16 protein-coding genes and 1 pseudogene are annotated in these 17,573 nt (G+C 42.8%); 12 read left to right on the top strand and 5 right to left on the bottom strand.

Translation table 11 applies throughout. The annotated features are described in order from the left end of the window. Positions 1 to 2 precede the first annotated feature (2 nt). The 8 genes from FKQ60_RS15430 (at position 3) to FKQ60_RS15465 (ending at position 5,930) form a co-directional block, all read left to right on the top strand. Positions 3 to 191, top strand: a complete 189-nt coding sequence (locus FKQ60_RS15430; RefSeq protein ID WP_170906715.1) for a hypothetical protein — start codon at positions 3 to 5, stop codon at positions 189 to 191. Between the two features lie 2 nt (positions 192 to 193). Then, positions 194 to 1,285, top strand: a complete 1,092-nt coding sequence (gene trbL / locus FKQ60_RS15435) for a P-type conjugative transfer protein TrbL (protein WP_170905573.1) — start codon at positions 194 to 196, stop codon at positions 1,283 to 1,285. A 101-nt stretch (positions 1,286 to 1,386) separates the two neighbouring features. Next, a complete protein-coding gene (locus FKQ60_RS15440) occupies positions 1,387 to 1,632 on the top strand; it encodes a hypothetical protein (protein ID WP_170905571.1) in 246 nt (81 codons plus the stop codon). Positions 1,633 to 2,141: 509 nt separating this feature from the next. After that, positions 2,142 to 2,525, top strand: a complete 384-nt coding sequence (locus tag FKQ60_RS17505) for a hypothetical protein (RefSeq protein WP_249374297.1) — start codon at positions 2,142 to 2,144, stop codon at positions 2,523 to 2,525. A 498-nt stretch (positions 2,526 to 3,023) separates the two neighbouring features. Beyond that, positions 3,024 to 3,311 (top strand): hypothetical protein, encoded by a 288-nt coding sequence (locus tag FKQ60_RS15450; protein WP_249374199.1) that lies wholly within the window; start codon positions 3,024 to 3,026, stop codon positions 3,309 to 3,311. Between the two features lie 2 nt (positions 3,312 to 3,313). Further along, a complete protein-coding gene (locus FKQ60_RS15455) occupies positions 3,314 to 3,841 on the top strand; it encodes a hypothetical protein (RefSeq protein WP_170905480.1) in 528 nt (175 codons plus the stop codon). A 228-nt stretch (positions 3,842 to 4,069) separates the two neighbouring features. Next, positions 4,070 to 5,182, top strand: a complete 1,113-nt coding sequence (locus FKQ60_RS15460) for an ATP-binding protein (RefSeq protein ID WP_170905481.1) — start codon at positions 4,070 to 4,072, stop codon at positions 5,180 to 5,182. Further along, entirely contained in the window at positions 5,175 to 5,930 is a 756-nt protein-coding gene (locus FKQ60_RS15465; RefSeq protein WP_170905482.1) for a hypothetical protein, read from the top strand. The genes FKQ60_RS15460 and FKQ60_RS15465 overlap by 8 nt, the downstream gene beginning before the upstream one ends. A 277-nt stretch (positions 5,931 to 6,207) precedes the next feature. On the opposite strand, the gene FKQ60_RS15470 is transcribed toward FKQ60_RS15465, so the two are convergent. The 3 genes from FKQ60_RS15470 to FKQ60_RS15480 are packed head-to-tail and all read right to left on the bottom strand — an operon-like array spanning position 6,208 to position 8,470. Continuing rightward, on the bottom strand, positions 6,208 to 7,740 hold the full coding sequence (locus FKQ60_RS15470) for an IS66 family transposase (RefSeq protein WP_170905483.1): 1,533 nt from the start codon (positions 7,738 to 7,740) through the stop codon (positions 6,208 to 6,210). 59 nt (positions 7,741 to 7,799) lie between these two features. After that, positions 7,800 to 8,153, bottom strand: coding sequence for an IS66 family insertion sequence element accessory protein TnpB (gene tnpB / locus FKQ60_RS15475; RefSeq protein WP_170905484.1), 354 nt, complete (start codon positions 8,151 to 8,153; stop codon positions 7,800 to 7,802). Continuing rightward, positions 8,150 to 8,470, bottom strand: a complete 321-nt coding sequence (locus FKQ60_RS15480; protein WP_004394070.1) for a hypothetical protein — start codon at positions 8,468 to 8,470, stop codon at positions 8,150 to 8,152. Before FKQ60_RS15480 ends, tnpB begins: the two co-directional genes overlap by 4 nt. 626 nt (positions 8,471 to 9,096) lie before the next feature. Between FKQ60_RS15480 and FKQ60_RS15485 the strand changes: the two genes are divergently transcribed. The 3 genes from FKQ60_RS15485 to FKQ60_RS15495 all read left to right on the top strand — a co-directional run bounded on the left by FKQ60_RS15485 (position 9,097) and on the right by FKQ60_RS15495 (position 11,817). After that, positions 9,097 to 9,432, top strand: coding sequence for a helix-turn-helix domain-containing protein (locus FKQ60_RS15485; protein WP_170905485.1), 336 nt, complete (start codon positions 9,097 to 9,099; stop codon positions 9,430 to 9,432). Further along, entirely contained in the window at positions 9,425 to 10,831 is a 1,407-nt protein-coding gene (locus FKQ60_RS15490; protein ID WP_170905486.1) for a HipA domain-containing protein, read from the top strand. Before FKQ60_RS15485 ends, FKQ60_RS15490 begins: the two co-directional genes overlap by 8 nt. A 461-nt stretch (positions 10,832 to 11,292) precedes the next feature. Then, positions 11,293 to 11,817, top strand: coding sequence for a hypothetical protein (locus FKQ60_RS15495; protein WP_170905487.1), 525 nt, complete (start codon positions 11,293 to 11,295; stop codon positions 11,815 to 11,817). Between the two features lie 346 nt (positions 11,818 to 12,163). Here the strand turns inward: FKQ60_RS15495 and FKQ60_RS15500 are convergent. Then, positions 12,164 to 12,977, bottom strand: a pseudogene (locus FKQ60_RS15500) (restriction endonuclease). Between the two features lie 1,004 nt (positions 12,978 to 13,981). Continuing rightward, the gene (locus tag FKQ60_RS15505) at positions 13,982 to 16,318 is read right to left on the bottom strand and encodes a DEAD/DEAH box helicase (RefSeq protein WP_170905488.1); all 2,337 of its coding nucleotides are present in this window, start codon (positions 16,316 to 16,318) and stop codon (positions 13,982 to 13,984) included. Between the two features lie 165 nt (positions 16,319 to 16,483). Here FKQ60_RS15505 and FKQ60_RS15510 point away from each other — a divergent pair, with 165 nt between their 5' ends. Further along, positions 16,484 to 17,431, top strand: a complete 948-nt coding sequence (locus FKQ60_RS15510) for a competence protein CoiA family protein (protein WP_170905489.1) — start codon at positions 16,484 to 16,486, stop codon at positions 17,429 to 17,431. Positions 17,432 to 17,573 lie beyond the last annotated feature (142 nt).

Consider the following 17,573-nt stretch of genomic DNA (forward strand, 5'->3'; position numbering starts at 1 on the left):
GTATGAAAATCACTTCACCTATCGCTTTGTGCCTGCTTACGTCATTGCTTCTGCTTGGCTGTGACCAATCACAAGACATCAAAGATATCGATTGCGACTCACCGAACCTGACCAAAGCCGAAAAACAACAAGCCAACTGCTTTTGGAACATGAGTGACCCTACCGATCGCAGCCAAAATAAGAGGTTCTGATCATGAAGGTTCGTCAGTTATTACCTTTGGGCTTGATTATCCCTTCGGTGACCGCCCATGCTGCCATTGATAACAACGGTGTGCTGGATGATGTCGCATTACAGTTCATGATGGTCGCCAGTACCTGGGCAGGCGTGATGACTAACTACGCCAGTTGGCTGTTCTGGCTGCTTGGTACTATCTCTCTGGTTTGGACCGGAGGAACCCTCCTCCTCCGTCAAGCGGATATCAGGGAATTCTTTGCCGAGTTTATCCGCTTCATAATGACCTTCGGCTTCTTTCTGTGGCTGCTACGCAATGGTCCTGAATTTGCCACGTCCATCATCGATTCACTGAGAATCATTGGCGCAGAAGCTGCGGGGTTACCGCGTGAACTGACGCCATCTGAGCCAATCAGTATCGCGCTGGATATTGTGGCTAAATCAGGCAATGCCTACAGTTTTTCCAGCCCCTTCGACAGCCTGGCGATCTTTATCATCACCCTGCTGATTGTCGTTTGTATGACGATCGTTTCTGCCAACGTATTAGTGGCCTTGGTGTCGGCCTGGGTACTTTGTTATGCAGGAATCTTTGTCCTTGGTTTTGGCGGCTCACGCTGGACATCCGATATCGCTATTAACTATTTCCGTAACGTCCTTGGCCTGGCGTTAAAACTCATGACGATGACTCTCATGATCGGCATTGCGATGTCCATTATGGATTCATTCCTGATCAACCTATCTGACGACGCTCCCATGCGAGAGCTACTGGTTATTTTCATTGTTGCGTTGGTCCTGGTGCTACTGATCCACTCCGTTCCCAATATCGTTGCCGGTCTCATCCCTGGCGCAGGGGCCGCCGCCAGTTCGGGCAACATCAGTGCCGGAGCAATGGCCGGGGCCGCAATGACCACCGGGGGAATGGCGGCTGGTGCGGTTATGAGCACTGCCGGGGGCGCATCCGCCCTTCAAGCCGCATTTAAGTCGGCGACCAACTCAGAGATGGCCGACATAATGACAGGCTCAATTGGCAGCGATTCTGCCAAGTCCGAAGAACCAGGTACAGGTGACACACCGTTTGCCAGAGCCGCAGGTATGGGGCGTGAGTCGAATTGAGTTTTCACTGGCCGGTAGACTGTTGGCTAAAGAATCACACACCGAAGTTCTGAGAGAACAGATCTCCAGGATTTCACCATTAGGCACATAGGAGAACAAGCATGGAACTACATTTTCCACCTCAAAACTGGACCGACTTTGGCGCGTTTTTCGCGGTCATGTTCCTGGTAATGCTGGCGTTTTATTTTGCTGGTCAGTGGGCACATACCACCAAGTACAGTAAGCAGCTTTATCGCTTAGCGGACGTGCTGGAAGGGATTCAAAACAAAGTGGCCGATAAGGCATATCGAGGAATGATGTCGTTGAATAAGCAAACCAACAAAACCAGAGGTTGGCCGTTCAAGTAACGCAAATAATCAAGACACACAGGCCGGTGCTCGCAACACCGGCCCGCATTTTCACATTAACCTTCCTGAGAGGTATAACATGACAATAAAACATTATAGAGCACCTCACACAGAGTTAAAGTGCTTAAATTTCACCCTATCCAATGTATCTTGTGAGGACTGATATCATGTCACGCAAGAACACTAAGACAACACCGACAGCAATCAAAGGCTATTCCTCTGAAGTACGTGTAGTTCTGCGAGTAGTAAAACAAAGTAGCGTGCCAGAGGCTACTCGCCGCTTGATAGACAAGCTGAAGCACTTTCAGGACAAACCCTTTGTTCTCAGGTCTCTAAATTCACTGATTAGCCCTCACAGAGATATGCAGCGCCGCGTAAGAGTCAGAGCGTTTCGGGTCTTAACGGTTCTAATCAGTTATATGGATTGGGCAACATTCCGCATTGGAGTCCCAAAGACCGCATTTAATGATCCAGTCAAACACCGAGCCATGATCAAGCGGTATGAAAAAATGTATAACGAAACAATGCCTGAATCCTCTTGGTTTCGTTATATCGATAAATTAACGCAAGCGGGCTACCTCAACAGTGCCAACATGGATATTCGTAACCAAGACGGTCAAATTCGTGGGACGGCTGGACTCAAGTGGTTAACCATGAAACTGATGAAAGAGCTTCGTTTGAAGTCGGGCTGGCTGGATGAACAAAGAAACCATGCACTAGAGCGGTTAAAAAAGTCAGGTCGGTGTAACGTATGGCCTACCTACTTTAGTAAAATGGCCCAGGAGAAGCGAGTTAAAGCGATAGTGGACGAAGCCACACAAACAGAATCATTCCAGGGGCAATTTGATACAGGCTTAACACCGCTCGACTTGAGATACGCACCTACTCATTAGCACTCCTTAATTTTCCATGCCAATTAGCTTTGGTCGACTTGTCACGCCTTCAAATCAGCCACCAATGCTAACGTTCAAATTTCACCCTGAACATATCTAAAATCTTGCACCGTATCCCTCTGACATAACTCAGTTGAGTCTGTTCAACAGACTCCGTTTTGATGTATCTACAAGCGTTTCGAAAAAATGAGAGTTGATAAAAGAATCCGGTATAACAAGTGGTTACTTCATTAACCTAACGGTTAAGCTCTATCACTGGTTTATTCATGCCTCGTCCCTCGCCATGAATAAACTTTTTAAGTAGGTATTGAAGGTTTACGCTGCGCTATGCCCAAAGGGGCAAGCCCCTCTGGACTCCCATTGGTAGCTTGGTCACCTGGCTGCATGATCTGCTCACATATTGAGCACCTGAGCATATGGTGAGATTATAGTTTTTACGCCAGGAAGGTAATCGCCTCAAACCACCAAAATCATCTCATCGAGAGAGTCAGACGCAGCATGAAAAGAAAAGCACCCAATACAGAGCCACCACGCCCCCTCACAGAAGCCGAAAAGGACAACTTGAGGAACGATATGCAGGAGTCGTCAAAATGGGCCAGAGAAGAGCTGAGAAAGAAAAAAGAAGCCAGAGCATCTCGTTCTGACTACCTAGACCAGGATGGACCAAGACCACTCACACCTGAAGAAATTGAAGATCTGCGCCAGGACATGAAAGATGCGTCGGCCAAGATGCGAGAAGAGTTGGAAAAGAGGTATAGCTCGAAGTCACATAAAAATCAGAGGTAACCATGAGTGATTCAACAACAGAAAATATGGTCGATTTCGGGCTGTTTACATACGGTCGGGAATACTACGAATCTGCACAAATACTGAAAGAAAATCACGTAACTTCAAACTCCCACTACATCTTACTGGCGCTGGCTATCGAATGCTTTCTAAAGAGCATAAAAACTACTGTCATGTGGAATGGAAGTGTTGCGAACAAAGTCCAACACACGAAAAATGTTCACGATCTAGCAAAGATATACCATAAAATCACAGTCAACTATCCAGAAGATGCGGCCTGGCTAGAACAAAAGTACGCTGAACAATTCCAGCGTTCACTTAAAGCCGATATTGAATTGAACAAAGACGTTTTTACTTTGCGCCGTTATCCTTACTCAAACAAAGGCGAAATTCCTAAAATACCACTGCCCCAAACAAGAGAAGAGCTTTTGTACGGGATGCAATATAAAAATGACATTGCCGTGTACGTAACGCATCTGGAAGATGTAGCGCAGTTTTTCAACGACTCGTTATCATGTCATTTTTATTAATCTCCACCTACGTTCTAAGAGATAAGGACAATCTCAATATAAAACAAAGCTCATTAGCTTATTGACGGGGACCTACGGACGTTCAATTTATTAGAAAAGTACGGCTTACTGGGACCAGTGACCAAGTTTACACATTCTCCAGCATACAAACAGCCGTAATTTTTTTACGGCTGTTACATGGCGTGCTATAGTCAGCGAGAACTATCACCATCAGCACTGGATTACATAATGCTAGTAAAACTCTCAGTTAAGAACTTTAGAAACTTTGAAGATTGGTTTGAAATCGATCTAAAAAGCGAGCGCTCTTATGAGTTCAACAGCCATGTTGTGGAAAATGACACTGTGAAGCATGGGGTTATTTATGGCGTAAATGGTGGTGGTAAATCTAACCTTGGCCTAGCGATTCTTGATATTACTGCACATCTAACTGATAACATCATAAGTTCAGGTCTAAAACAAAATTATTTAAATGCTAAATTAAATTCTGGCATGGCCGAATTTATCTATGAGTTTTGCATTAATGGTTATACTGTTATTTATAAATACGGTAAAGAAGATTGTGACACGACCATTTATGAGAAACTATCGATAAATGATAAATTGGTAATTGAATTTGATCGTAGAAATTCAAACCTCGCTACATTTAATCTAGATGGTTCAGAAACTCTAAAGAATGATTTTAGTGGAAGAAATATATCACCTATAAAATTCCTAAAATCAAATGCTTTGCTCGATGACAACAAAATAAATAATATATTTGAGAAATTTATAAACTTTGTTGATGGTATGGTTTTTTTCAGAACACTAACAAAATCACAAGAGTTCTATGGACAGCCATTAACTCAGCAACGAGTATCTCAATCTATTATTGAGCAAAGTAAACTTGAAGATTTCGAAAAGTTCCTCAATGAATCCGGAGTTAGTTGTAAACTTAAACAGTCCGGAGTCAAAGGAGAAGAAATAATTGAATTTGATTTTGGGAAGAAAAGTATAGAGTTTTCTCAAGCCGCATCGACAGGAACTATTTCTCTGGGAAACTTTTACTACTGGTATCTAAAGCTTTCCTCTGGTGAAATTTCATTTGCTTATATAGATGAGTTTGATGCTTACTACCATTTTTCATTGTCTAGAAAAATCGTAGATAAGATTTCCAGCACAAACTGCCAATCTATAATTACTACTCATAACAGCTCGCTAATGTCTAACGATATCCTGCGGCCAGACTGTTACTTTGTTCTCGAAGAAAATGGACTCAAGCCTCTACACCAACTCACCAGTAGAGAAATTAGAAAAGCGCACAATCTAGAAAAAATGTATCGTTCTGGAGCTTTTGATGAGTAGTTATGTACTATGCATTTTTGAAGGTCAGAAAACCGAGCAAAATATTGCAGAAAATCTATGTAAACACTTCCTAAATGACGGTGACAAAGTAATTCTACGTGCATCTTATGGCTTCAATATTTATCAACTTTTTGAATCTGTATCTCAAGATGAATTCTTTGATACATACGAACTTATTGTTGAACAATTAAAAAAAAGAAAAACGCCTCTTTTACAAGAAGAAGAGAAAGTTATTGCTATTGAAGATCCAAGTAAAATCAGTGACATTTACTTATTTTTTGATTATGACTGTCATTGTAGTAATGCAAATGATGAAAAACTATCGGAAATGCTTAAAACATTTAATGATTCACAAGACCGAGGGCTTCTCTGTGTTAGCTATCCGATGGTTGAAGCTATACGGCACCAATTTAATGAATCACCTCTAGAGATATTGCATTCCATCGAAGAATTAGATCAATACAAAAAATGGATAAATACTAACGAAACATTGAATCCTCGTTACTTTAATTGGGGATTATATGACTTAATAACTTGGAAGGAAATTATAAACCAGCATCTAATTAGAGCTAACTACTTAATAACTGATTTATTAGAGCTTCCTAAAAACCAAATAGAACAGCTAATTATTTTCAATACACAGATTGAAAAACACATACCAGAGAAAAAGGTTGCTGTTATATCCTCATTCCCTCTAATGTTATTTGAATACTATGGCTCAAATCTTATCGAGAGAATCACCACTTAAGTTTAAAATACTCACCATACGCACATGTCCTCGTGAACTAGCATTCGACTACTTCCTGGACTTTAAGCCCCTTAAAAGAAGCAAAAACAAAGAATTAGGGTTAAGAACTGAACCAATCATCAAAGTATGCCAAAGAGAAATTGAGTTAGCACAAAAATCCAAAGGACAATAATTGACCATATCGTAATTATTCGCCATTATGCATAACAACATTATTTTTAATGATATTATGCTATGTCAAAACGTATCCGCCCCATGAACCCACGGGGCGATATTGTTAGTGTTTGAAGTTCCAAGGCAGGAGTGCATCGATATCAGGTTCCGCTTTCGCTAACTCCTGCATGCACTTGACAATGTAGTCGTAAAGGATAAGGCCGTTGGCTTTCGCGGTCTCGACGATACTGTAAAGCATCGCACTCGCTTCCGCTCCATTGGGATTGGTCGAGAAGAGCCAGTTCTTTCTCCCAATAACCAGCGGTTTTATTGCGCGTTCAGCACGGTTATTGTCTATCGATAAGTGACCGTCATCGATATAGCGGATCAGCTTCGGCCACTGACCGAGCGTGTATTTTATCGCTTTACCCAGCGGGCTAGACTCAAGCACTTTCTGAGTTGTCATCCACTCGTATAACTCATCCAGTATCGGCTTGGCATGCACCTGGCGTTCTGCTCTTCGTTTTTCTGCAGACTCACCTTTTAAGCGGGATTCTATCCCATAAAGCTTCTGGATTTTGGCCAGCGCTTTGTCCGCTTTGCCTGACTTGCCTTTGCCTTGAAGCTTTTTCGCGTCCATGAACTTGCGCCGAGCATGCGCGAAGCAACCGACATTGGTGATGAGATGAAGCCCATCATAAGCACCATAGCCATCGGTTTGCAGATACCCACCATAGTTGCCCAAGAAGGCAACAGGACACGACCTCGCGCGACTGTTTTGGTAGTCGAACAAGACGATGTTTTTCACATTAGGGAGTGCGGCATCTGGCGAGTCCGCACCCGAGCAGTAGAGCCACATGTAGCATTGCTTGTCTTCCTTGAGCACATTGAGCGGCGTTTCATCCGCCTGAACCACTATTTGCTCGAGTAGGTGCGCTTTCAAGGCCGCGTAAAGCGGGGCGAACTTCTCACTGACTTGGATAATCCACCTTGCCATCGTGGTTCGTGAGAGTTCGATACCCGACTGGGTAAACAACGACTCTTGTCGATAAAGTGGCATCGCGTATTGGTATTTGCCGAGGATGATATTGGCCAACAAGCTTTCTGTGGCGAAGCTCTTAGGGATAATGCTTTGCGGCGCTGGCTTTTGAACAATGCGGCTGTTGTCCTGAGTTTGCTCGCATTGGCGGCAAGCATATTTAGGACGAACATATTCCAACACTTTGAGTACCGCTGGCGTGAACTCAAGCTTTTCACTGCGGTCTTCACCGATTTTATGCAGACTATGTTGGCAGCAAGCGCACTGCTTTTCATCGTCGTCTAAATCGAGTTCGATAACCTCACGAGGCAAGCTCTTTGGCAGTGGTCTGCGTTTACCGCGTTTCTTCGTTGTGATGGTCGTTGTGACAACGTCAACCTCTTCTTCTTTAGCAGCTTCACACTCCGCTTCGTTGAAGAGGTCACCTTGGGATTCATTGTAAGGCTTTAACGCATCCGAGCGTTTAGCGAACTGACGGTCGAAGGCAAGTTTGAGCTGTTCAAGCAGCGATTGGCGCTCTTGTTTCAATTGGATTTCTGACGCCAACAGCGCTTTCACCATCGCTTGTAGCTCGGCAACATCTTGGCTTTCTGGGTTGATATTTGGCGTCTTTTTCATGGCATTTATCATACTAAAATCATGCCGTTAACGCTTGGTGGATAAGACTATATTATCGATTAAGTCATTGTAAAATCTTCTATTTTAACGGGGTTATGGCCGATAATCGTGAAGCCTGAAAGCAGCCTATCAAGCTCGAAATGAGTCAGAGTAAACACGTCATTTTTCTCTTTGGAAGGCCATTTATATTTGGCTTTTTCAAGGCGCTTATACCAAAGAGCAAAGCCTGTTTTATCCCAGTACAACACTTTGACTTTATCGCGCTGTTTGTTGGTGAACAGGAATAGTGCGCCGCTGCCCAAGGGCAAGTCGGTGTCATTTTCGATAATCGCAGCGAGGCCGTTGATGGACTTTCTAAAATCGACGCTTTCGCGATAGAGATAGATTTCGGGAGCACTGAGCATACGTTTCATGACAGCGCACCGATAAGTTCTGCAAGATAGGTCGCTGGCGTGCCTTGTGGGATGCTCAGTTCAACATCATTGACGAGCAGGGTCATATTGGCAACGGCAAGGTGAGTGGCTTGATACTTTGTGGTCTTTTCAACGACTTCTGCTTTAACAAAGCCAACCGTGTTCGGTTTTTCGATGTGCTTTAACTGTTGGCGCTTAGCATAAAAAGTGGAAAGGCTGAGGCCGTTACGTTCACAGAATAATCGTTGTGATAGTTGGCTGGATTCATAGCGTTCGAACAGGGTTCGCCATTCTTGGTTAGTGCGTCGTTTGGCCATTTCAAATCTCCTTTGCTGCTTTGGGTTGGAGGTTTGATCTTATTATTCGGGCTAGACGATTAGAATGCGGGGTTTATGATGCGCTTACAGGACAATAAACAAAGAAAGGTACACTAGAGGTACAGTCACTAGTTTTGACACCTTTACCAAAACTACGCTAAACTACTGTTTAGTAAATACTTTAATGTGTTTTTAATTACGCTTAATTTACCTCGGTTTTCCTAGACTTCCTGCGTTAGTGGCTAACTCATAATCGATTGGTCCGCAGTTCAAGTCTGCGAGGGGCCACCATATTCCAGAAGGTTAGTAAGCGTAGTGTTTACTAACCTTTTTTTGTACCTGACGATTTTGGGTCAGGTAATGGGTCAGGTAAGCCCCGATCACTCACTCTTCTCCGTCTTCTTCCAATACTAATCTGAATACTCCGCTGTTGCCAAATATGTCGTTCTGGCTGATAAAGCTCTCTCATAGAGAACAAAGAGAGAGATTGAACTCGCAAACCAACCACAAGTGACTTAAATTGCACTTATAAATAATTTCTTATACAGTCACGACAAAAGTGAGTTATAGTGAACTTATGTATTAAGGCGAACCCAATAATGACAAAAGTACATTAAAAGGCACTTATGAAAAAAGGTAAGATGGTAAAGGCACAACCTATGCCTGATTTTAATACCGAGTTCAGCATGGAAACGCTGGGGAGCGCCATTCGCTCAAAGCGCACCGATAGAGGCTGGCGTATTGATGATCTCGCTTCAAAAGCCAACTTATCTCGTAGAACCGTCATGAAGGTAGAAAAAGGCGATACCAGTGTCACCTTTGCCAATGTACTCGTCCTCATGGATATCTTAGGGCTATCGTTACGCCTTATCGATTTAAACCTATTTGTTCGTCCACATAGCCAAATACCCACCCAAGCTGAAAACAGCGTGAGAAGCAATAAGGACGGTTGGTATGAGTAAGTTACAACAGTTAGACGTGTTTATCGGTACGAGTACCAAAATTGGTCGTTTGATTCTTCCTGTCGGAACAGAAACAGAGTTCTCATTCATCTATGAAGATAAATGGAAACACACGGGTTTCCCAATTTCGCCACACATCCCTTTCGATGATCGGGCTTCGCCACGTAGTATTGAGAACTACCTCAGAAATCTCCTTCCTGAAGGAGAAGCCTTTGAGGAGATGATACAAAACACCACTATCTCCAAAAGCAATACATTCGGGCTGATTCGTAAGCTTGGTGCGGAAACATCTGGCGCATTGTCTTTTCGAGTTCCAGAATCAGAACCAGGGGAAACCAGTTTTAGATCTGTACCTGATGATGAACTAATAGAACGACTGGAGCGAAATCTAGCGCCATTAGTGTATTGGGACGGTAAGGTTCGCCTTTCGGTTGCAGGTGTTCAAAACAAGTTAAACTTACTTAAGCGCGGTGGTGAATGGGGGTTTGGTGAAGGCAAATTGAGTTCGAACTACATTCTGAAGTTTGAAAGCGGTAAAGCACCATGTATTGCTGTTAATGAGTTCTTTTGCATGACATTAGCCAAGCTAGCATGTTTGGACGTCGCTAATGTTGAGTTAACTCGCATTGGCAAGACTAGGACACTGATCATAGAACGGTTCGATCGTGCCTATATCGAGACTCGTGATGTCGTTCAAAGAAAACATGTGATTGATGGCTGTCAGGCAACTGACTTACCTCCAGGTTACAAATACGAGCGTCAGAATGGGGATGAAGGCGATGGCGTATATATGCGTGATGGCGTTTCTTTCCCACGCCTACTGAGCGTCAAAACCATAGACACGGTAATCACCAATCTAAAGCTTACCCAATGGATGCTCTTTAATCTAGCAACGCTAAATTACGATGCCCATGGTAAAAATATTAGCTTCTTCGTCACCCCTAAAGGGCTGGAACTAACCCCTTTTTATGATTTAGTAAACATAGAAGCTATCGCTCAAGAGGGAACAAAACGCAACTCACGAAGCGGTAAGTTGTCTGCTGATGAGGGGCGTGCCGCCAGTATACCTCAATATTTTGCAATGTCGATTGGAGATTGGGAAAGTGAAGACTTTCAAAATCCGCCGAAAGGTAACTTCAAACGCCCTATCACCAGCTATGATTTAGCTGAATTCGGCGCTCTGCTGGGTTATTCAGGCACCAAAATGGCTTCCATAATGGTAGAAACCGTTGGTGCTATAAAAAATGCCCTGAAGGAAGCAATTGACCTTACCGAAGATCAAGGAATTGATGATAGAGAGCGTGAACACATAGAACTATGTGTCTCACTCATCCAAACAGAGTGTGAATACTTGCTAGCGCAAGCCGACAGCGTGCCAGAAATGAGTGGGCTTCTTTAATGGCTAATACAGGGGCTATAGCAAACAATTTATAAATTATTTTTGGACATAAGTTTGCCAGCAGTGCCTGCATGATGTCACAGCTTATGAACAACTAGATTTGAATTCGATAGATTACAAGCATATACTTCTGATACTTGCTATAAGAAACGCGGTTTCGGCTCCACTTGTAGATAGATGAATTCAAATAGCCCTGTTCTCTTACGCTCATAGAGTATTGACCGCAGGTAGCGCGTAATAGAACCACTTCTAGTGGCTCTTGTCGTATCTTAATGTTAGAAAAGCTAAGATAGCTTCCTTCAAATTTTCTACGTTCATAGTGAGTCGCAACAAATTGCTCTAAGAAACTTTGGGGCAAAGACGTGTTACGAGGTCTGCTAACACGTATTAAACACGGCACAGACTGTATCCTTACTTTGATATGGTTTTATATGGATTCACCCGTTATGCAGGATAGTTATATGCAAATCCAACAGATTTTTGAAGAACTTGAGTCGGCCTCTGATTTCGAGCTTTTCCGATTACAGTCAGCAATACAAAAGATGCTTGAGGATCCTGAGCGAACAAAGCAACTAAAACGGAAGATTCAAGTCGGAATGAAAGTGGATTATTTTTGTATCGTCAGAAACCACGCTATCCCTTGCTCAATTTTAAAGATTGGGCGTAGTCGCGTAGACATTCAAGAAGATGATACTCAAAAGCGCTGGTCGATCCCTTTCTATCACCTTAATCTTAACCATATTGAAACTGAGATTGTCTCACTAAACATCAAGGGGATGTCAAAAGCAGAGCTTTCTATCGGTTGCACCGTCGGATTCATTAGCAACAAAGACAACAGAGAATACATCGGACAAATTAGCAAGCTTAACCCCAAACGGGCGGTAGTACTTGTCCAAAATACCGCGTGGAACGTTCCTTACTCAATGCTTTTCCCTGTAATAACTACCGAGATCACAGAGCATAATCAAGTTTTACTGCTAGGTTAGCCGCCTTATGAAAAGTACTCCAAAACAAGCCGTAGAGTAATTGAGTTGTAGTATGCGAAACTAATTTTGGGGCAAAGGTGTTTCAGAGCTTACGTTCATTACCCCATTGGTTCTGACAAACCCACTTATGAAAGATAATGGGTAACACATTTTTCACCAGAGAGTTCTGCACTGAGAGGGCTTTTTATCTATCAATGAAATGAGCAAACTTTAGTTTTTGATGATTTGAGCGAGAACAGTGTTCTCGCAATAGCATTTTCAGTTGGAAATTAGGCTCAATAGGTTAACTTTTATGTTCTGAGAACACCCTTCTATACGGTTAGACTGCTTGAATCCTCACTCACATTCAACAGTCGCAAGTGTAGCGACACTTGGGATACGCAGAGCAACCATAGAAACTTTTACCCGAATTACGACCTTTTTTAGCAACACGAATCACAAGGTTAGACTGGCAGTTTGGGCAAACCTTGGAATGAGGCTCGGGTGTAGGCTCACCAATGACTGGCTTATTCATAAAGCTGCGTCCATCTTCAATCAGTGGACTAGCTCGCTACCATTAACCAACCACAGGCGCTTCTCTTGAGCAAAAGCGATAGCTTCAGAAGTAAAATCTCCCGATGTTACAATGATCATTTTGCTAGCACGATTGTCGATCATCACACCATACATTTCTCTTAAGACTTGAACTCCGACTTTTCTAGCTTTCCAGTGCTTACATTGTACAAGACTTAACTCGCCGTCTTTAGTTAACCAAATATCTACCCCACCATCAGCCTGCTTTGAGAAAGATTGTTTAACATCGTAGCCTTGCTGCTTAAAGTACTCGCCAATGTAGCTTTCAAATTCAATCCAACTGAGGGAATTGAGCGGAGTCGTGTTTTTGTGTGCTCTGATTTGAGACGTCGTCGCAAGATAATTATGCTTTCGCTGATACTGCTTAAAGAATGCAATGGGAGCAGGAATTAAAAACAAAAAAGCAAAATACGGTGCCATTTTCGGGAGATTCGGCCCAATGGCATTGAAGATGAAGTTATCACTGCGAGCCGCCAAGCCAGGCAATAGGATGTAAAACCAACATAAATGCCTGCTGAGAACAAAATACTCACCCACCACGGCGCATCCATCAAATGCCAAATAATTCCATCATTCTTCCGAGCCATAACTCCTCCTAATAAGCATCAAAATGCATTAAAGCACAATTACCAGACCTAATACATAGAGTTAAATCATGTATTTAGTGGGAGAACAAACAGCTAGAACAGTGTTCTCACAGTAGCGTTTGAAAGTTATCAGCCTTTGCCTGAGATACCCAAACACGAGTCGGATAATGCAAGCATCTCCCCACATTTTGGTTCACGTCACTCAATGAAGCTTCAAAGCTACTATGTAATGAAAATATCGAACTAATGCTTCTGATCAGTAGAGAAAAACCTGAAATCCTAGCTGAGCTTGCGGAGATTAGCGGTCATCATATCCACGAACTCTCACGAACACTCGACGACTTATCATCAAAAGGATTCATCCAGTTCGAGGAAGAAGGCAGCGCTTGCCGCCCTATTGCTGTATTTACTGACTTTGAGATTATTCTCGGCAAAGAATTAGAGAATACACTGCAAGAAAGCTATTGTTCATGATGTCCATCACTCGTTACTGCGGCGTATGCCGCTTAAAAAGCACAGTTTTATGCTGTGCAGCCTCAAATAGTGGTTGTTCTAATACTTTCCGTCTAGGTCAACCTGCTCGTCACCAATGATCTCTTCCAACTGCTCTGTGAGGGCTTCAGTTACTTCAAATTACCTTGCCTGTGTTGGTAGAGATACCGTAATCGAGCAAGTTGATAATTCCATCTAGCGCAACGTCACTATCATTTAAGTCGGCTTGCTCATAAAAATGCCTTAATCACGATAGTACAATTACACTCTCTCCAGCTTCAGAGAGGTTGTCTCATCAAAAAAAACCAACCAAAAAAATTAAAAAAACAAATAATTTCAATGATTTAAAGAAAACTAAGATTTAGACACTAAAAGTTAGTGTCTAAATCTTAGTGCCGAAAAATTAAACAACACGTCCAATAATTACCTTGTACAGAAGTAACCTTCAAGTAACTTGAGTAGAAGTGCTTGGCGTTTATCGAACCCTGTTAGATATCGAGGTAAAACCAAGACTAAATCAATTGCTCTTGGATTATTGATTCTGATAAAAAACCAAGTGCCCGATACCCTTTTTCTCGCTTATTGAACATCCTGAGCAGCATTGGAATTTTTGCATCAACATAGTCGATCACTTTCACCTCCTCTTTTCCCTTGTAATCACGCTGTATTCGCCCTACATATTGGATTAACGACCCTTTCCAAGACACAGGCAACGCCAATATCAAAGTATCTAGGCGTGGAAGGTCAAAGCCCTCTCCTACAAAACGTCCTGTAGCAACAACGACTTGTGTGCTATCTAGCTTTGACATAACCTCAGCTTGCTGCTTTTTCTTCATCGAACCCACTAATATTTGGTGTGTGATCCCCGCATCATTAAGCAAACCAGCAATGATATTGGCGTGCTCTCTCCGTTCGGTTAATACGATCGGAACTCGGCCATTAGCGACTTCGTTTTGAATGCCATCGACAATAGCGGCATTACGTACAGGGTGAAGCATTAACCAACGATAAATTTCAGAAATATGAGGTTGAGGTTCATTCGAAGATAAATGTAAAGGCACTTCCAGGGTCAGCTCTCGGCGATCTAGTACCTGAGCAAACCGATTGTTTCGGTCTAACTTTATGCTATGCCTTACTCTACCTGCTTGCATAAATATGATCGGTTGATGCCCGTCTCGTCTTTCAAGTGTTGCACTAATCCCAACGACGTACTTAGCATGCGCTTCAGATAACACCTGCTCATATTGTGGTGCTGATAGATGGTGGCATTCATCCACAATAATTTGGCCATATTCTTTCACCAGTGCATGAACACTATTGTCGCTTCTGTTTATCAAACTTTGATAAGTCGCGATATCAACTTGTCCTGTTGGTTTCTTCTTACTTCCTGTATATACGCCGATCTCGATACCCTGGGTGAAAGCTTTTAAGCGCTCCTGCCACTGGTCAACAAGCTGCTTGTTATGCACTAAGACCAGGGTATTGACTCCTCGTCTTTCTATTAAACCGATTGCCGTTACCGTTTTGCCAAAGGCAGTTGGAGCATGAAGGACACCGATGTCATGCTGCATTAGCTCATCAATCGCTTTACTTTGCGCTGAGCGCAAAGAGCCAACGAATGTCATGTCTGCTAGCACCTGGCCAACAAAACGATTATCCGTAACTTGGAGAGCAATACCTAATTCTGAACAAATAGATTTTACTTCATCCCAACAGCCCCTCGGCAAGCTCAAATAACCACTGTCTAACTCCGCCAAACATATAAAACGTGAAATTCCGTTGGTAGATAAACGCAGCCCTTGAGCTTTGAAAAACTTAGGATTCGAAAAGGATGCCAATTTCTTAAACTGGGCAATTAAAGGGTTCGGAACTTGGTTTATCGGTAAGTACAATCTGTTAGCAAGAACGATGTCCAGCGCCTTAGGTTTGTCTGGGATGGCAACGCTAGTTTTCACTGTTCGTTCCCAGGGCTTAACTGATACACCATCCTCGGCATCATTTCGATACTCCACTCTGCTTTCGAGAAGTAATTCTATTTTCTCAATAGATAGTCGTCCCATAGACGCTAGCACCTCCCATTGATCAGAGTATGGTGTAAACGACTGATCAACAAACACCGAGTTTCCGTTTGCACGAGCTTGTTTTTGTAACGGCAAAGCAATCAGATTCCCAATTCCACCGATAGGTAACACGTCTTGGTTGGGGAATAGGCGGTCATAGGAATCAAATGACAAAGCGCCATGAATTTTCATGGCTTCATCAAGCAAATAGAACCCTAATTGTCGAGCCACTTTTGCATCAGTCGCTTGTGCAAAGAAAATCCATACATGTGCTCCCTGACCTGAACGAGATCGCTCTAATAAGCAATCGATACCTTTTAGTTTGCACACTTCGACATACGCAAGAGAAGCTTCTTGCCAATCACTTTTGTCAAAATCAACCGCAAGTAGCCAACAGGTGTTGCCCGCTAGCATAGGATACAAACCAACAACTTCTTTGCCAGTAAGGTGGGCATACATAGCGGCATCATCTAACGGCTTGAATGCTTGATTGGGGCACTCCAAACACTTTATTTTAGGTTTGCCACATAGACCTTGATGCCACTCGTTTTCGCAAGCGATCGCATAACCACTTCTACCTTGTTGATTCTGCCACCTATGCGCATAGCATTGAGTATTGCCTTTAAAATAACTCTGATAGATAGACAGTTTTTGTTGAGGTGACATTTCACATACAGGCTTCTTGTTAATCGCTTCCTGCGTCAATAGACGCTGCTTCTGCTGTTCAAGTTGATCCAGCTCCTTTTTCAGCTCATGAATCTTTTGCTCAATTAGCTCAAGCTCATCCATATCTAGCCCCGACAATTACATCATTTTCATGCAGTTAATCATCGATTGTACAAAAGACAATACGAAAACAAAGGCACAATTCATAACCTATCTAACATATTTATAAAGCATTCTTGCCTAAAATCAGTACATACTGTCGCTAAATTGAGAGTTATTCACGTTTTGATGATGCTTCAACATGTGCCTTTCGGCTTAAGAACTCAAGATCAGACATTCGTTGATGTCGCAGATGTTGTGCGAGGGAAAAATTGCGGCTGTATATGCCCTTCTTGCCATACACCACTGATTGCGAGACAAGGTGAAGAAAAGCAATGGCACTTTGCTCATGCGAGCCGCAAGGTTGAAGGAACTGATAAAGAATGTGATTTTTCTTTTTTTGTTTCTGTGCGCATGATGGCGAGACAAGTGATTGAAACAGGTATAGCTATTGTTCTTCCTGAATACAGGAGTTCTCTAACAAAACAAGTGAAAGGAAAGTGCTTCAAAGAAGAATTTTTGGTTGCTAAGTCATCCACCATCTTACTTGATAACGTCGATAAAGAAGCTTCGTTTGAGAAATGTATTGTAGACGTAATGGGCCAAGTCGGTAATTTCACCTTTGTTATTTACTTTACCCACCCAAACCGTCCACTACCAAGTGAATTGCTCACTCCACATAACAGGCAATGCGGTATACTCGAAATCAAGCTGGATGATACACATCACCTATTTACAAGTGATAAAGTCTCAGGGATTCGGCAACTAGACAGACTGAAAGATTACCTTCAACACGATGTCGAATCTAAATCGTGGGTATTTCACCCACGCTACGCTCAATTGGCGCAAGAAGCGACTGAGCGATTATCCTTAAAAGCAACTCAGTACACTCCTCCCCCGACTCCGAGCATTCATAATGACCAACATCGCCATCGCAACCCAAGGAGTTCCAAGCTTCATCGTACCGACTCATGGCAACCAGCAATGAAAGATATCCAGCCAGCACCTGTGCCAAGGCGTTCAGCTCAATTTGAGTGCATCATATGTCAATGCCAGTGGCAAGTTACGCTACCTAGTAAACCAATCTGCCCTAAATGCCATAGCCACCTATACGCTAGCGAGATCTCATCAAGATAAGAATCACATCAAGCGCTGAGGAATCCCCTAATGATTTTGATAAAAATCATCAAGTTAAGGTAGATACACATCTTGTCGTATGATCAAATGGTTTCGCAAAAAATCAATAACCAGACAACAAGATGTGCGAACTCGATATTTT

This window comes from Vibrio sp. A11 (genome assembly GCF_013048705.1).
Lineage (GTDB): Bacteria > Pseudomonadota > Gammaproteobacteria > Enterobacterales > Vibrionaceae > Vibrio > Vibrio metschnikovii.

Coding starts and splice junctions, on each gene's coding strand:
- FKQ60_RS15430 (WP_170906715.1), top strand. CDS start 3: ATGAAAATCACTTCACCTATCGCTTTGTGCCTGCTTACGTCATTGCTT.
- trbL (WP_170905573.1), top strand. CDS start 194: ATGAAGGTTCGTCAGTTATTACCTTTGGGCTTGATTATCCCTTCGGTG.
- FKQ60_RS15440 (WP_170905571.1), top strand. CDS start 1,387: ATGGAACTACATTTTCCACCTCAAAACTGGACCGACTTTGGCGCGTTT.
- FKQ60_RS17505 (WP_249374297.1), top strand. CDS start 2,142: ATGTATAACGAAACAATGCCTGAATCCTCTTGGTTTCGTTATATCGAT.
- FKQ60_RS15450 (WP_249374199.1), top strand. CDS start 3,024: ATGAAAAGAAAAGCACCCAATACAGAGCCACCACGCCCCCTCACAGAA.
- FKQ60_RS15455 (WP_170905480.1), top strand. CDS start 3,314: ATGAGTGATTCAACAACAGAAAATATGGTCGATTTCGGGCTGTTTACA.
- FKQ60_RS15460 (WP_170905481.1), top strand. CDS start 4,070: ATGCTAGTAAAACTCTCAGTTAAGAACTTTAGAAACTTTGAAGATTGG.
- FKQ60_RS15465 (WP_170905482.1), top strand. CDS start 5,175: ATGAGTAGTTATGTACTATGCATTTTTGAAGGTCAGAAAACCGAGCAA.
- FKQ60_RS15470 (WP_170905483.1), bottom strand. CDS start 7,740: ATGAAAAAGACGCCAAATATCAACCCAGAAAGCCAAGATGTTGCCGAG.
- tnpB (WP_170905484.1), bottom strand. CDS start 8,153: ATGAAACGTATGCTCAGTGCTCCCGAAATCTATCTCTATCGCGAAAGC.
- FKQ60_RS15480 (WP_004394070.1), bottom strand. CDS start 8,470: ATGGCCAAACGACGCACTAACCAAGAATGGCGAACCCTGTTCGAACGC.
- FKQ60_RS15485 (WP_170905485.1), top strand. CDS start 9,097: ATGAAAAAAGGTAAGATGGTAAAGGCACAACCTATGCCTGATTTTAAT.
- FKQ60_RS15490 (WP_170905486.1), top strand. CDS start 9,425: ATGAGTAAGTTACAACAGTTAGACGTGTTTATCGGTACGAGTACCAAA.
- FKQ60_RS15495 (WP_170905487.1), top strand. CDS start 11,293: ATGCAAATCCAACAGATTTTTGAAGAACTTGAGTCGGCCTCTGATTTC.
- FKQ60_RS15505 (WP_170905488.1), bottom strand. CDS start 16,318: ATGGATGAGCTTGAGCTAATTGAGCAAAAGATTCATGAGCTGAAAAAG.
- FKQ60_RS15510 (WP_170905489.1), top strand. CDS start 16,484: ATGATGCTTCAACATGTGCCTTTCGGCTTAAGAACTCAAGATCAGACA.